Consider the following 13,372-nt stretch of genomic DNA (forward strand, 5'->3'; position numbering starts at 1 on the left):
ATGGATACCTTTTGATCCAATTTCACGTAGATTCTAGAAATCTCCTTACCGTTTTCTAAATAATACTCTTCTTCAAAAATTGCATCTGGGAGAAATTCGTCAATTAAAATAGTTTTTAGGGATTGTAGTTTATCCCAAAACTTGATTCGGTTTTCCAAATCGTCCTCAAGGTCTAAAGTTACCAAGGCCGATTTCGTATCAAAATGGAACTTAAAGGCAAATCCTTTCAATTTGGTATCATAAAGGATCCATTTTCGAGGGAATGACTTTCCAAAACTGATCCAAAATTCTTCTCTTAATTTTCTCGAATCTTCTTTGCTAAACATAATATTTTCGTGAAAGGCGGGAATCTTTAAAACTCCGCCTTAACATTTTAATAGTTTTTCTTTGTGATTTTAATTTTGGCAGGATTATCATATCAAATAGGCCACTAAAATCCCCAAGGCAATCAATATTAATTTTGTAAGGTTAAATCTATGGTTTTCGTTGCTCTCAAACAGGATGACGGTTGAAATATGAAAAAAGATGCCAATAACAATCGCATTGATGAAATATAGATACTCGCCTACAAACGGTACTGTGTTTGAAATAAGAGTACCCATAGGAGTCATAATGGCAAAAACGCCAAGAAACCCCACAATTTGTTTCGTTGTAAATTTTGACTCGAACAAATAGGTGGTAATTAACGCTGCAATGGGAATTTTATGGATGAGTACGCCATAGACCATATCGTTATGCTGATGAATAGGAAAACCCTCCAAAAAGCTATGGATGCATAAACTGATGAACAGCACCCATGGAAACCCTGATTCCTTTTTGTGTACATGAACGTGGCCATGTTCCGCACCTTTTGAGAAAAATTCCAATAAAATTTGCAAAAGAATGCCCAGCATTATGAACAATCCTGTTTGCCTGGCATCTAAATGTTGGTAGACCTCAGGCAATAGATCAAAGAGAGTCAATGCCAATAAAAACGCACCACTAAAAGATAATAGGAACTTAGTGTAATTGGATTTTTTATTCTTAAAAATCAATACCAAAAGTGCACCAATAACAACCGCTAAGAAAGGTAGAAGATATTGCTTCATTTGAAGATCATAATTAACCGTTCTGAAGTGCTTTTGTGAAATTTACGTAATTTATAATCGCCAAAAACATCTAACAAATAAACACCAGCTTGTTCAAAAAGCTCCTCAAAATCAGATAAAGTCTTTGCTTTAACCCGTTCTTGAAAGTTGTAATTTTTCCCTTGATCTGTGAAACTGATATCTTTGATAATATGTCCGTCTTGAACATATCTTTTTTGATGAAATTCTATGCCACCGATGGTTTTGACGTCTTCAGCCACTAAATTTTCAATAACAAAATCGGCATTCATGAAGTCAATGACTCCAAAGCCGAATTCATTTAAATCTTCTTTAATGGCTTTTATAGTATTCAGATTGTCTTCCGATTTGTCAAAATAGCCAAAACTCGTAAAAAGATTGAATACGGCATCAAATTTTTCGTTGAAGGGTTCGCACATGTCATGCACTTCAAAATGGAGTGTTTCATTTTCATACGTCTTAGCATAGGCAATGCTGTTTTCTGAAAGATCAACTCCAGTAACATCGTAGCCCAAAGAATTGAGATAGATGGAGTGGCGTCCTTTCCCGCAAGCGAGATCGAGTATTTTTCCTTGGTCCGGCAGATTTAAGTACTGGGTCAAATTGTCCATGAATTGATGGGCTTCTGCGTGATCTCTGTCGGCATAAAGAATATGGTAATAAGGGGTATCAAACCATGAGGCGTACCACTCTGATGTGTCTTTTGTCATTATAAATTCGTCTGACTGCAAAAATACTTTATTTTTGCAATCTATATCATGAGAACAATGGATAATAATTTTAATATGGTTGCCAAAACCTTATTTGGTTTTGAAGAGTTACTTGCCAACGAGTTGACCCAATTGGGAGCTCAAGATGTGAAAATAGGTGTGAGAAATGTGAGCTTTGTAGGTGACAAAGGTTTCATGTATAAAGCCAACTTAGCGCTAAGAACCGCTATTAAAATTTTAAAGCCCATCCATAGTTTTAGGATCAACAATGAAAAGGACTTGTATGACCAAGTTTATAAAATGGATTGGGAGCAGTATCTCAAACCTACAGGAACCATGGCTGTTGATGCCACAGTGCACTCTCACTTATTTACGCATTCTCTTTATATAGCACAAAAAACGAAAGATGCCGTAGTGGATAAGTTTAGGGATACAGTGGGCGAACGTCCCAATGTGGATCTTAAATTTCCCGATTTAAAAATCAACGTCCATATTGATAGGAATATGTGTAATGTTTCTTTGGATTCTTCCGGTGATTCTTTGCATAAACGAGGCTATAAAACTGCAACCAACATTGCACCTATCAATGAAGTGCTGGCCGCGGGATTAATTATGTTATCTGGTTGGGATGGACAAACCAATTTTATGGATCCGATGTGCGGGAGTGGTACCATCTTAGCTGAAGCTGCAATGATTGCCTGTAATATTCCTCCAAATTTAATGCGGAAGGAATTTGCTTTTGAGCGTTGGCAGGATTGGGATGTTGAGTTGTTTGAGAAAATTGAGGAATCTCTTTTGAGTAAAACCCGAGATTTTCACCACCGCATAATTGGTTATGACAAATCGCCAAGCGCGGTAGAAAAAGCTAAGGAAAACATCAAAAATGCGCAATTGGAAGATTTTATTGAAGTAAGGCACGAAGATTTCTTTAAGACCCAAAAAGCAGGGGATGGGAAATTGCACATGGTATTCAATCCGCCGTATGGGGAACGTTTGGATATAGAAATGGAATCTTTTTATAAAAGTATAGGGGATACTTTGAAACAAAATTATCCAGGAACCGATGCATGGTTTATAACCTCAAATCTTGAAGCGTTAAAACATGTGGGCTTAAGGCCTTCTCGAAAAATCCACTTGGTCAATGCCAAACTGGAAGCCAGATTGGTAAAGTATGTCATATATGAAGGCAGTAAAAAAGGGAAGTACATGGAGTAAACCTCCGCATAAGATACCTTAAATTTAGTAATTTTCCTGAAGTTGCTTTGTGTGATGTTCCACATGATAAGCAGTCCACATTAAAATTTCTCGAATAGGCATTTTCCCCATTAATGGATGAGGAAGTACTAACGTATCCAAATTTTTATCAGATATTCTTCTGGTTTTGTATTGGAGTTTTTTGCTTTCTACCTGAAGTCGGCTTAAAATATAAGTTTTATCCTTCAGTTTTGGAATTTTCATATTTTTGGAAGCTTTAAAGACGAAATCACTGTTTTCCTTTAGGATTTTCTGATAATTCTGAACTATGGTATCATAGTCATATAATTCGCGATCGTTTTTTCCAAAGGCATATTTGAAAAAAAATCGAGGCATACTCAAGACATCATTTAAAGGCTTTATGCTCTGCAGTAAATGCAAAGCGTGCTGACCTGTTGTCCATTTGCCTTCAGGACCTTGTGTCCATTTTTCATTATCTTGAACTTCAAGGAAATTGAGTAGAGCATGGTATTTTTCCTCCATTAAATCGGCAATCTCATCTTTGTGCATACATTGGTATTGGTATGGAAAAGTTAGGTAATTTTTTTATAAAATGATTGTGAAAGCAGAAGTATTTGTATGGGATTAGTCCTCTACGACGATTTTTTTATTTTTCTTGTAAATAGGGATCAAATACGACACATTATAGCCAAATCCGAAGCCAAATCGGCCACTGTCAAAAGTTTTATTAAAGCCCGGAATGAATAAATTTTCAAAATTTGTAGGTTGATCTTCCGCTACCAAACCTTTAAGCTGTGCATTGATGCCGATAAATAAATTAGTGACAATTTCTGCTTTTATACCTATAACCAATTCAGCCCAAATAGCTGATAAACCTTTATATTCATGTAAATCTGAAGACGTAAATGGCGTGTCATAATATTGATCAGTCGTGTAAATGGTATAACTGTTTAGGTTTTGACTGAAAGTACTGACACCAACCCTCAATCCTGTGTAAATGAGATTTTCCATATCAAGCCAGTTTGTATAGAGGTTGTAATCTATTCCAGCTTTAAAGTAGCTGCCTTTTGCCGTGACATCTAAATAATCATTTCGTATGGAGTTTTCCTCAGTTCCTAATTCTCCTGCCACATATAATTTTTGTGTAAGTCGGTAATCTCCAGTAATTTCAAAACCCTTATAATCATCATCTATAAATGAGCGCACTAATTTTCCAATGTCGCCTCCTAATCGTAAACCATATTTCTGTTTGATAATGATGGTATCATTAGCGTTTTTTTCTTGAACCTCCTGAGCAAATGATGTTTCCGGAAACACCATCAAGATAATCAGACTAATGATAAATATTGATATGCGCTGCATTTTCATTGTTTATGGTGTCGTTAATTACTTGAATATCTATAATCCAATTGCTCAGGTCTGTTTCCCGAGTTGCACTCAGGTTGTTGAACACGCTTTTGTATCCGCATGCTCTTGAAACATAAATAAGTTCAGGGGTGTATTTCACTTCAATTATGTCAGCATTCGAAACCGTATTGGGATCATCATCTGTATCATAATCCCTATCTTTTGTCAGCACAAACCGAGAGGTATTCAAATTATCCAAGGCATCAACTTTAAGAGGGAGTACAATGGAGTCAGTAGTTTTATCACTGACAATAAACTTTGGATTACCTTCCGCGGTAACGTCCATTCTCCTAACAGTTTTTGTCTCAGAAATGGCATTGATATTATAAAAACGAATGATCAAATGTGGAGTTGTAGGTGTTGTAGAAGCACAGATATCATCACGCTCACAACTCCAAAGACTCAAAATTATAAGAAGAGAAAGTAGGATTTTAATGTTTTGATGGAATTTTATTTGTTTCAAGTTTCTGTGGTTTCTTGTTTAAATTACAGTTATAAGTTATGAGTGTGTCATTTTAATCATCAATTGTTAATCGTCATTCTCTTATCTTTTTTCCAAAAGTACAACATTTTCAACATGATGCGTTTGAGGAAACATATCAACCGGCTGCACTTTTATGACTTTATACATCGCGTCCATCATTTCTAGATCTCTTGCTTGCGTGGCACTGTTACAGCTCACATAGACCACTCTTTTAGGAGCGATATTCAAGATTTCCTGTACCACATCTTTATGCATGCCATCACGTGGTGGATCTGTAATGATCACATCGGGATGGCCGTGCTGTTTAATGAAATCGGCATTGAAAACATTTTTCATATCGCCTACATAAAACTCAACGTTGTGGATTCCATTTAATTGTGCATTTTCTCTTGCTGCGGTTATGGCATCAGGAACAGATTCTACCCCAATTACTTTTCTCGCGTTTTTTGCTACAAATTGTGCAATCGTCCCGGTTCCGGTATATAAATCATAAACGAGTTCATCGCCTTTTAAATCGGCAAAATCACGTGTTATTTTATAAAGTTCATAAGCTTGTTCTGAATTGGTCTGGTAAAAAGATTTGGCATTTATTTTAAATCGCAGTCCTTCCATTTCCTCAAAAATATGATCTTGTCCTTTATAGCAGATCACCTCTTGATCATAAATGGTGTCATTCGCTTTTCCGTTGATGACATATTGTAACGATGTAATTTCGGGGAATTTCTCACCTATATAGTCCAATAGCAACTCTCGATTGTTTTTATCCTCCTTGAAAAACTGAAAAAGCACCATAATATCTCCAGTAGTTGATGTACGAAGCATTAATGTTCGTAAAAATCCGGTCTGATTGCGGGTGTTAAAAAATTCAAGTCCGTTTTTAACGGCAAATTCTTTAACCGAATTTCTAATGGCATTGGATGGATCCGCCTGAAGCCAGCATTTTTCGATATCAAGAATTTTATCCCACATGCCAGGGATATGAAAACCGAGGGCATTTTTATCGCCCACATCCTCACTGGATCTAATTTCATCTAAGGTCAACCATCGGCTGTCACTAAAGGAAAATTCCATTTTATTTCTGTAAAAATAATCCTTTGCAGAGCCTAAAATAGGAGTTATAGGAGGAAGTTCTAAATGTCCGATTCGTTTAAGGTTGTTCTCCACTTCCTTTTGTTTATAAAACAATTGGTGTTCATAGCCCATATCTTGCCATTTACAACCACCGCAAACGCCAAAATGTTGACATTTTGGTTCAGTACGCTTATCAGAATATACGTGGAATTTGATGGCATTTCCTTCGTAAAAGGATTTTCTCTTTTTAAAAGTTTCTACATCCACAACATCGCCTGGCACCACATTTTGCATAAAAATAGCGGCACCGTCTGGTGATTTTGCCACCGATTTGCCTTTGGCACCTGCGTCAACTACAACAACATTCTCAAAGATTTGTTTTCTATTTCTTCTTCCCATGTCGCAAAAATAGTGAAACCAATTGCGATTTACGAATTACAAATCGCCATTTTATTAGTGAAACCCAAAATTTAAAAGCAAAGCGCATTAAATTTTGATGGTTGAGCCAATCCCGCATCTTTGCAGGATCTAAACCCAAAATTTAAAAGCGAAATATATTAACAATTCAAGGGTTAACAAATCTCTCTTAGGGGTGTCGGAAGTGACGCAATCTATAGTTTAATATTTTGAAGCGTATTTGAAAGTGGGTATATGTGTAGTGAAATCTTGAGTTTATATATATCAAGAAGAGTGGTTATCTTCATTGATTGAGTGTTGTTTTATCATTTGAATTAAAGGAAAAATACTTCTGATATTTAAATGTAAATTCTTTCAAAAAATTTTTAGGAGGTATAAATATTTGCTAATTTGCAAGTCCTTAGGGATGATTTCTCTCCCACGCTGCTTTTTCGTCCCCCTACTATCGGGATCTCGAAAGAATAAAGGTACAGTAGGAATGGTTATTTTACTCGCTTAGCGAGATTTAATTATTAATGTTTGCGTCTTTCTATTTGATGTCAAACCGTGTCTTTTGGAGACATGAAACTGTAAATTCTTATAAAAATGGCTATTTTAGACCAGATGACTTCGCAACAAGCGATGGATTTAGAAAACAAGTATGGTGCACATAATTACCATCCACTTCCAGTAGTACTGAGTAGAGGAGAAGGTGTGCATGTTTGGGACGTTGAAGGAAAACAGTATTATGATTTTCTTTCCGCTTATTCTGCTGTCAACCAAGGGCATTGTCACCCAAAAATTGTTGATGCCATGGTAAAGCAGGCCCAAACCCTAACTTTGACCTCACGTGCATTTTACAATGATGTTTTGGGGAAATTTGAGGAATATGCTACAAAATACTTTGGGTATGATAAAGTACTGCCCATGAATACAGGTGCAGAAGCTGTAGAGACAGCGCTTAAAATCTGCCGAAAGTGGGCCTATGAAATTAAAGGTATTCCCGATCATCAAGCAGAGATTATTGTTTGTAGAAATAACTTCCATGGAAGAACGACCACCATCATTTCATTTTCAAGTGATCCGGTTGCACGCAAAAACTTTGGACCATTTACGGATGGCTTTATAAAAATTGAATATGACAATTTGCAGGAATTGGAAAGTACGTTAGAGAACAATCCAAATGTTGCAGGGTTTTTGGTGGAACCTATTCAAGGTGAAGCTGGAGTTTATGTACCAAGTGAAGGGTATTTGGCAAAAGCAAAAGCCTTATGTGAGAAGTTCAACGTCTTGTTTATGGCAGATGAAGTACAAACGGGCATTGGCCGTACAGGAAAGCTTTTGGCGGTAGATCATGAAAATGTAAAACCTGATATCCTGATTTTAGGGAAAGCGTTAAGCGGTGGGGCCTATCCCGTAAGTGCCGTATTGGCACCAGATTCCATAATGAACGTCATCCAGCCAGGAAACCATGGCAGTACATTTGGAGGCAACCCCGTTGCTGCAGCAGTGGCCATAGCCGCTTTGGAAGTGGTCAAAGAAGAAAACTTAGCAGAGAATGCTGAAAAATTAGGTCAGATTTTTAGAAGTGAATTGGATTCTTACATCCAAAAAAGTACGATTGCAAAATTGGTTCGAGGTAAAGGATTGCTTAATGCTGTGGTAATTAACGACAGTGAAGATGGAGATACTGCTTGGAATATTTGTCTGGCATTGAGAGATAACGGACTTCTGGCAAAACCAACCCACGGAAATATCATCCGTTTTGCCCCTCCTTTAGTCATGAACGAGCAGCAACTATTGGAATGCGTTGGGATTATTATAAAAACATTGAAACAATTTGAACCTAATTCTAACTAATGGAAGAAAAATCGGCTTTTGAAACTTTTGAATTGAATCTTCCACCCGTAATCTTGGGTTTTTTAAAGGAAACGTCTTCATGGACGTATTATCTCTCCATTTTAGGATTTATTGGTATTGGACTGATGATTCTAGGCGGACTCTTTTTTAGTCTCGCCATGAACCTCATGCCAGGTGGAAATCCGTATGCGGGCTTAGGTATAGACATGTCTTATTTTGGGATGATTTATGTTGTCATAGCTCTGTTCTACTTTTTTCCTGTGCTTTATCTTTTTAATTTCTCACGAAAAATGAAGAGTGCTTTGAGTTCCAATAATAATGATGATTTGACGTCTGCTTTCTCTAACTTGAAATCGCACTATAAGTTTATCGGAATTTTTACAATTGTTATTATCAGTTTGTATGTTCTGATTTTTGTTTTTGCAATGATTGCAGGAGCGATGTGAATTATTGAGCATTAAATATAAAAAAAGCGGCTGAATTAATTTTCAGCCGCTTTTCTCAATTCAAATGGAAATTACTCTCCCATACCCGTGTTAAATTCTTTTAATAATTCCTCCTGCATACTTTGGATGCCGTCCAAGCCGTAAGTTGAGAACAACCAGATGGCGTAAATTAAATAGATACCATTAAGGACGATTCCAATAATAGCAAGAATTTTCCCTGTTTTTACATTTTGAAATCCAGTGTAAAGTTCTGGATCAGTGGCATAAAGTGCGGTGGCTTTATTGGCGAGTACCAACGCGATAATTCCTAGAGGTAATCCTATGATACCATAACAACAGCAAGTGACTATTGATATAATTCCGAAAACTAAAATAAGGGTTGAATTGGGTAATTGTTGTTTTTCCATGTGGTTGGTTTTTAGTGGATGATTTTAATGAAATAACTGATGATTACTATGCCTACATTCAAAAAGATCAAGCCCATTTTAATGGTGTAATCATATTTGAACTTAATAAACAGGTTAAATATAAGGAAAAGTGTCAATAAAAAAAGCGTGTAAATTGCTGGATACATTTTAAAAGCTAACAGAAACTCACCTTTAAAGAATAAAAATGTGGCACGCTGAATACCGCATCCCAAACATTCAATACCAAAGAGTTGTTTGTTGAGACAGGGGAGCATGAGGTCTTCTGGGTTGATAAGTTTAATAAGAGTCATACACAAATGTATAAAAAGAAAGGAAATTATTTCATAAAACTTTTGAGGTTAGATTTGGCGTAAACCAATGCTATTTTGAATCTAAATGATTAATTTCGTTTTTCCTTTCATAAAAAACCAACCTATGAGCATATCAAGAGCACTTAACCTTTTATTCATAATTGTTGGCGGATTGATCGCCATTTACGCCAAAGCTGGAGTGGAGCAAAATCAATATCTACTTATTGGAGGTATCGTGATTTTGATGGTGGGTGTGTATAGGATATCAAGAAATATTCCTAGTAAAAATGATCAAGAAACGCCTTCTGATAAAGACGAAAAGCTATGAGTTTAAAAGTAGGAGACAAAGTTACGGTATTGGATGAGGCCATTTCTGGAAGGGTTTCAAAAATTGAAGGAAAGACGGTTTTTATTGAAACTGATGATGGGTTTCTTTTGGATTTTCAAGAGCATGAATTACTCAAAATGGATGGGAAGGACACTTTGAAATCCCGTATTTTCTCTGAGCATTCCTTTAGTGAGGTCCTTTCTGAAAAGGAACAAAACACCAAGCGCAACTCTGTAAAAGTCAAACCAAAAGACCGCAACCAACCGGCAATGGAAGTCGATTTACATATTCATAAATTAACGGAGAACCAACGCAACTTATCTAATTATGATATGCTGACGTTGCAACTTGATACAGCAAAACGTCAATTGGAATTTGCCATCAGCAAACGCATTCAAAAGATAGTATTTATCCATGGCGTTGGAGAAGGGGTATTAAAAATGGAGTTGGAAACACTTTTTTCCCGCTATGAGAATGTCAAACATTATGATGCCGATTTCAAAAAATACGGCATAGGGGCAACCGAAGTCTATATTTTTCAGAATGTATAAAACTCAAAGTTTTTAATACGAACTGATTTGGTTATTACGAAATAGCTAAAATTGAAAATTTCAGATGGCACTATTCAATGTCACTTTCAATATCTATGGTATAAGTGTACGTACCAAAATCAATTTCAGTTAAACTGATCACGTCCAAATTGACGTTGTTAATATAAAACTTGACAGTAATGGTACGTTTGTATACGTTTTTATTGAAGTGTGGATAGTCATATTTATCCTTTGCCTCTTTATCAAGATATCTTGGGACACTTGGTGTAGGAGAACTTTCATCTCGGTCATCCATTGGATTTCCGTTCATGTTTTCGTCTTCATACCGTGTTAAAACACCATCGCCATCATCGTCATTATCTAAATAATCTGGAATACCATCACCATCCGTATCCTGTGCTTTTGACAATCCATCAGCCTCGGTGTAATTATGTTTTTCATCTTTGGTCAAGACATTATCATTATCATCATCTTGATCCAAATAATCCGGAATGCCATCGCCGTCAGAATCTGTGGGATTTGTTGCAGGATTATTATCGCCATCTAAATTGGCATCTTCAATATGTGCGGGAATACCATCGCCGTCATCATCAACAAACGTTGTTATCGTAGTTACTGTGCCAGATGTAGCGGCATAATCCTTAAGAATTCTGGTAGCGGCATCAGGTAATAGATTGCACAGTAAATCTTCAGCATTCCCATCATAGGTCCGATAGTTGAAGATTGAATTAGTCCCATTGATAGGGAAAGTGGCTTTGTAATTATTTTCGGTTGGATTGAAAATAAGTTCTGTAGCAGAGTTTTTAGGGAAAATCAAGCTTAAAGATTCCGATGGGTCTTTTTTAGTGTCGTATAGAAAATAATTTCCCGGACTTAAATCACAAATAGCTAAGGTTCGGTCAAAATCCAATTCTACGTCAATGATGTCACCATCGTTACAAGCAGTGACCAACAAACATAAACTTAAGAAGTAAATTATTTTCTGCATTTCAATCAATTTGGTAGCAAAAATACGGCATTTGTGAATTTATAACGTCCCATCTACGGAATAATTTTATTTGGAGTATTTTTGCAATTCGAAAGGATTTTATCATGAAACAAGTATATTTTGACAATGCAGCAACGACTCCAATGCGCGATGCTGTAATTGATCGTATGACAGAGGTCATGCGTTCGCAATTCGGCAACGCATCATCCACGCATAGTATGGGGCGCTCCGCAAAATCCTTGTTGGAAAGTTCCAGAAAAACCATTGCTTCATTCTTTAATGTCAGTGCTTCGGAAATTGTGTTTACTTCAGGAGGTACGGAAGCCGATAATTTGGTTTTGCAAAGTGCTGTTAGAGATTTGGGCGTTACTGAAATTATCACCAGTAAATTGGAGCATCATGCAGTTTTACATACCGTAGAGCATCTTCAAAAGAAATTTGATATTACTGTTTCCTATGTCAGTTTACTGGAGAACGGCATGGTTGATTTAATTGATCTCGAGCACCTATTACAATCTCCAAATAAAAAACTGGTCAGTTTGATGCATATCAATAATGAAATTGGCAATAAGCTAGACCTCAAAAAGATAGCGGAACTTTGTAAATCCAACCACACGTTGTTTCATAGTGATACCGTACAATCAGTTGGGCATTATGAATTGGATTTACAAGCCATTCCTGTTGATTTCATAGCGGCAAGTGCCCATAAGTTCCATGGTCCAAAAGGAATTGGTTTTGCATTTATCAGAAAGGGTTCGGGCATCAAGGCATCAATTTTTGGAGGTGAGCAGGAGCGTGGGTTCCGTGCAGGTACCGAATCCATCCATAACGTGGTTGGAATGGAAGAAGCTTTAAAACTGAGTTATGCCAATTTAAAAAAAGAACATGCACAGGTTTTGGAATTAAAAACATACTTCATTGACCAATTAAAAAATCTTTCTCCAAAAATGAGCTTCAATGGCAATTGCGATAACTTGGAAGAAAGCACTTATACTTTAATTAATGTCTGTCTGCCAATTGTTCCTGAAAAAGGAGGGATGCTTCATTTTCAATTGGATTTAAAAGGAATTGCCTGTTCTAAAGGCTCGGCTTGCCAAAGTGGGAGCAATCAAAATTCGCACGTCCTTTCTGAGATTTTAAATGCCGAGAACCTTTTAAAGCCTTCTGTGAGATTTTCGTTTTCGAGTTTTAATACGGAGGCCGAAGTAGATTATGTCATTGAAACTTTAAAAGAATTTGTTGAAAATTAGCCCTTATATTCTCGTTCTTTTGGTGTTGATGTCCTGTAAAAAGGAACGAGGCAACACGTCTCACGCGATTTTTTCTGAAACACAAAGTCAAGAAGCACCAAAACGCAAAAAATTTAATGCAAAAAAAGTAGGTGATACCTTGGATGTGTTTAATGATGTTTACGTGTTTTACAATAAAAACATGAGCAATGTTGCTGGCCGAAACTTAACTAAAGAGGGTTACAATTTAGGCCTAAAATGGCAATGTGTTGAATTTGTGAAACGTTATTATTATGATCACTTAAATCATAAAATGCCCAATAGTTATGGTCATGCTAAAGATTTTTTCAATCCTGCGCTAAAGGATAATCAAAAAAACAAGGATCGAAATTTAGTGCAGTTCACAAATGGCAGCCAATTAAAACCTGAAGTGAACGATCTTATTATATTTAAGGGCAATATTTTGAATCCTTATGGGCATGTGGCCATCATTTCAAAAGTGGACAAAAACTCGATTGAGGTGGTGCAACAAAACGTTGGAAGAGAGTCGAGAGAAGATTTTAAATTGCGCTTAAAAAATGATAAATGGTTTGTTGGGGACTCTAGTGTTTTGGGATGGTTGCGAAAGATGGATCGTTAGATAGAGCGCAGATGCCACTGATTAGACCAGGTACTCATGATTTTATTTTGAATTCACTTAGGCTTCGGTCTAAAAAATATAGATTTAAACAGCTCTCCGCCTCTGAAAGAAAAACACTAGTATATCAATTTCTACAGGTTCGATTGTGATGCTTATTGATTGCGATTTAAATCCTTTTAAAATTGATCATCTATCGCTTTGTTACTAAATTCTGCGAAATAAA

Annotated in this window: 17 protein-coding genes; 7 read left to right on the plus strand and 10 right to left on the minus strand. The window is 36.5% G+C overall.

Translation table 11 applies throughout. The features are described from left to right. The 3 genes from VLZ86_RS07650 to VLZ86_RS07660 form a co-directional block, all read right to left on the minus strand. Window positions 1–326, minus strand: a 326-nt coding sequence (locus VLZ86_RS07650) for a DUF4268 domain-containing protein (protein ID WP_325450038.1), incomplete at its 3' end; no start/stop codon positions are given. Between the two features lie 87 nt (window positions 327–413). Continuing rightward, window positions 414–1,088, minus strand: coding sequence for a ZIP family metal transporter (locus VLZ86_RS07655; RefSeq protein ID WP_325450039.1), 675 nt, complete (start codon window positions 1,086–1,088; stop codon window positions 414–416). Continuing rightward, window positions 1,085–1,816: a class I SAM-dependent methyltransferase gene (locus tag VLZ86_RS07660; RefSeq protein WP_325450040.1), complete on the minus strand. Its 732-nt coding sequence runs from the start codon at window positions 1,814–1,816 to the stop codon at window positions 1,085–1,087. The genes VLZ86_RS07655 and VLZ86_RS07660 overlap by 4 nt, the downstream gene beginning before the upstream one ends. 57 nt (window positions 1,817–1,873) lie before the next feature. Between VLZ86_RS07660 and VLZ86_RS07665 the strand changes: the two genes are divergently transcribed. Then, complete coding sequence (locus VLZ86_RS07665; RefSeq protein ID WP_325450054.1) at window positions 1,874–3,031, plus strand: THUMP domain-containing class I SAM-dependent RNA methyltransferase; 1,158 nt, start codon at window positions 1,874–1,876, stop codon at window positions 3,029–3,031. 24 nt (window positions 3,032–3,055) lie between these two features. Here VLZ86_RS07665 and VLZ86_RS07670 read toward each other — a convergent pair whose 3' ends face one another. From VLZ86_RS07670 to rlmD, 4 genes are all read right to left on the minus strand, one after another. Then, the gene (locus VLZ86_RS07670; RefSeq protein ID WP_325450041.1) at window positions 3,056–3,580 is read right to left on the minus strand and encodes a DinB family protein; all 525 of its coding nucleotides are present in this window, start codon (window positions 3,578–3,580) and stop codon (window positions 3,056–3,058) included. A gap of 75 nt (window positions 3,581–3,655) precedes the next feature. Continuing rightward, window positions 3,656–4,393 (minus strand): DUF6048 family protein, encoded by a 738-nt coding sequence (locus VLZ86_RS07675; protein ID WP_325450042.1) that lies wholly within the window; start codon window positions 4,391–4,393, stop codon window positions 3,656–3,658. Continuing rightward, complete coding sequence (locus tag VLZ86_RS07680; RefSeq protein WP_325450043.1) at window positions 4,365–4,901, minus strand: DUF6452 family protein; 537 nt, start codon at window positions 4,899–4,901, stop codon at window positions 4,365–4,367. The genes VLZ86_RS07675 and VLZ86_RS07680 overlap by 29 nt, the downstream gene beginning before the upstream one ends. 81 nt (window positions 4,902–4,982) lie before the next feature. Beyond that, window positions 4,983–6,392, minus strand: coding sequence for a 23S rRNA (uracil(1939)-C(5))-methyltransferase RlmD (gene rlmD, locus VLZ86_RS07685; RefSeq protein WP_325450044.1), 1,410 nt, complete (start codon window positions 6,390–6,392; stop codon window positions 4,983–4,985). A 603-nt stretch (window positions 6,393–6,995) separates the two neighbouring features. On the opposite strand from rlmD, the gene rocD reads away from it, so the two are divergent. Together rocD and VLZ86_RS07695 are read left to right on the plus strand one after the other, a co-directional pair. Further along, window positions 6,996–8,249 carry an ornithine--oxo-acid transaminase gene (gene rocD / locus VLZ86_RS07690; RefSeq protein WP_325450045.1) on the plus strand — a complete coding sequence of 418 codons (1,254 nt, stop codon included), beginning with the start codon at window positions 6,996–6,998 and terminating at the stop codon, window positions 8,247–8,249. After that, complete coding sequence (locus VLZ86_RS07695) at window positions 8,249–8,695, plus strand: DUF5362 family protein (RefSeq protein ID WP_325450046.1); 447 nt, start codon at window positions 8,249–8,251, stop codon at window positions 8,693–8,695. Before rocD ends, VLZ86_RS07695 begins: the two co-directional genes overlap by 1 nt. Window positions 8,696–8,766: 71 nt before the next feature. On the opposite strand, the gene VLZ86_RS07700 is transcribed toward VLZ86_RS07695, so the two are convergent. Together VLZ86_RS07700 and VLZ86_RS07705 are read right to left on the minus strand one after the other, a co-directional pair. Beyond that, complete coding sequence (locus tag VLZ86_RS07700) at window positions 8,767–9,102, minus strand: CCC motif membrane protein (protein WP_325450047.1); 336 nt, start codon at window positions 9,100–9,102, stop codon at window positions 8,767–8,769. A gap of 11 nt (window positions 9,103–9,113) precedes the next feature. After that, window positions 9,114–9,413, minus strand: coding sequence for a DUF2752 domain-containing protein (locus VLZ86_RS07705; RefSeq protein WP_325450048.1), 300 nt, complete (start codon window positions 9,411–9,413; stop codon window positions 9,114–9,116). Window positions 9,414–9,537: 124 nt separating this feature from the next. Here VLZ86_RS07705 and VLZ86_RS07710 point away from each other — a divergent pair, with 124 nt between their 5' ends. Both VLZ86_RS07710 and VLZ86_RS07715 read left to right on the plus strand, forming a co-directional pair. Then, window positions 9,538–9,741, plus strand: coding sequence for a hypothetical protein (locus VLZ86_RS07710; RefSeq protein WP_325450049.1), 204 nt, complete (start codon window positions 9,538–9,540; stop codon window positions 9,739–9,741). After that, the gene (locus tag VLZ86_RS07715) at window positions 9,738–10,292 is read left to right on the plus strand and encodes a Smr/MutS family protein (RefSeq protein ID WP_325450050.1); all 555 of its coding nucleotides are present in this window, start codon (window positions 9,738–9,740) and stop codon (window positions 10,290–10,292) included. Before VLZ86_RS07710 ends, VLZ86_RS07715 begins: the two co-directional genes overlap by 4 nt. A gap of 70 nt (window positions 10,293–10,362) precedes the next feature. Here the strand turns inward: VLZ86_RS07715 and VLZ86_RS07720 are convergent, their stop codons facing one another. Then, a complete protein-coding gene (locus VLZ86_RS07720) occupies window positions 10,363–11,280 on the minus strand; it encodes a hypothetical protein (RefSeq protein ID WP_325450051.1) in 918 nt (305 codons plus the stop codon). 104 nt (window positions 11,281–11,384) lie between these two features. Here VLZ86_RS07720 and VLZ86_RS07725 point away from each other — a divergent pair, with 104 nt between their 5' ends. Further along, window positions 11,385–12,530: a cysteine desulfurase family protein gene (locus VLZ86_RS07725; RefSeq protein WP_325450052.1), complete on the plus strand. Its 1,146-nt coding sequence runs from the start codon at window positions 11,385–11,387 to the stop codon at window positions 12,528–12,530. Further along, entirely contained in the window at window positions 12,517–13,149 is a 633-nt protein-coding gene (locus VLZ86_RS07730) for a CHAP domain-containing protein (protein ID WP_325450053.1), read from the plus strand. The genes VLZ86_RS07725 and VLZ86_RS07730 overlap by 14 nt, the downstream gene beginning before the upstream one ends. Window positions 13,150–13,372: the final 223 nt, after the last annotated feature.

Origin of the sequence: Gelidibacter sp. (genome assembly GCF_035515035.1) — a bacterium.
GTDB lineage: Bacteria > Bacteroidota > Bacteroidia > Flavobacteriales > Flavobacteriaceae > Gelidibacter.

Excerpts from the sequence above, each read along its gene's own strand:
- VLZ86_RS07655 (WP_325450039.1), bottom strand. The coding sequence starts at position 1,088 with ATGAAGCAATATCTTCTACCTTTCTTAGCGGTTGTTATTGGTGCACTT.
- VLZ86_RS07660 (WP_325450040.1), bottom strand. The coding sequence starts at position 1,816 with ATGACAAAAGACACATCAGAGTGGTACGCCTCATGGTTTGATACCCCT.
- VLZ86_RS07665 (WP_325450054.1), top strand. The coding sequence starts at position 1,874 with ATGGATAATAATTTTAATATGGTTGCCAAAACCTTATTTGGTTTTGAA.
- VLZ86_RS07670 (WP_325450041.1), bottom strand. The coding sequence starts at position 3,580 with ATGCACAAAGATGAGATTGCCGATTTAATGGAGGAAAAATACCATGCT.
- VLZ86_RS07675 (WP_325450042.1), bottom strand. The coding sequence starts at position 4,393 with ATGCAGCGCATATCAATATTTATCATTAGTCTGATTATCTTGATGGTG.
- rlmD (WP_325450044.1), bottom strand. The coding sequence starts at position 6,392 with ATGGGAAGAAGAAATAGAAAACAAATCTTTGAGAATGTTGTTGTAGTT.
- rocD (WP_325450045.1), top strand. The coding sequence starts at position 6,996 with ATGGCTATTTTAGACCAGATGACTTCGCAACAAGCGATGGATTTAGAA.
- VLZ86_RS07695 (WP_325450046.1), top strand. The coding sequence starts at position 8,249 with ATGGAAGAAAAATCGGCTTTTGAAACTTTTGAATTGAATCTTCCACCC.
- VLZ86_RS07700 (WP_325450047.1), bottom strand. The coding sequence starts at position 9,102 with ATGGAAAAACAACAATTACCCAATTCAACCCTTATTTTAGTTTTCGGA.
- VLZ86_RS07705 (WP_325450048.1), bottom strand. The coding sequence starts at position 9,413 with ATGACTCTTATTAAACTTATCAACCCAGAAGACCTCATGCTCCCCTGT.
- VLZ86_RS07710 (WP_325450049.1), top strand. The coding sequence starts at position 9,538 with ATGAGCATATCAAGAGCACTTAACCTTTTATTCATAATTGTTGGCGGA.
- VLZ86_RS07715 (WP_325450050.1), top strand. The coding sequence starts at position 9,738 with ATGAGTTTAAAAGTAGGAGACAAAGTTACGGTATTGGATGAGGCCATT.
- VLZ86_RS07720 (WP_325450051.1), bottom strand. The coding sequence starts at position 11,280 with ATGCAGAAAATAATTTACTTCTTAAGTTTATGTTTGTTGGTCACTGCT.
- VLZ86_RS07725 (WP_325450052.1), top strand. The coding sequence starts at position 11,385 with ATGAAACAAGTATATTTTGACAATGCAGCAACGACTCCAATGCGCGAT.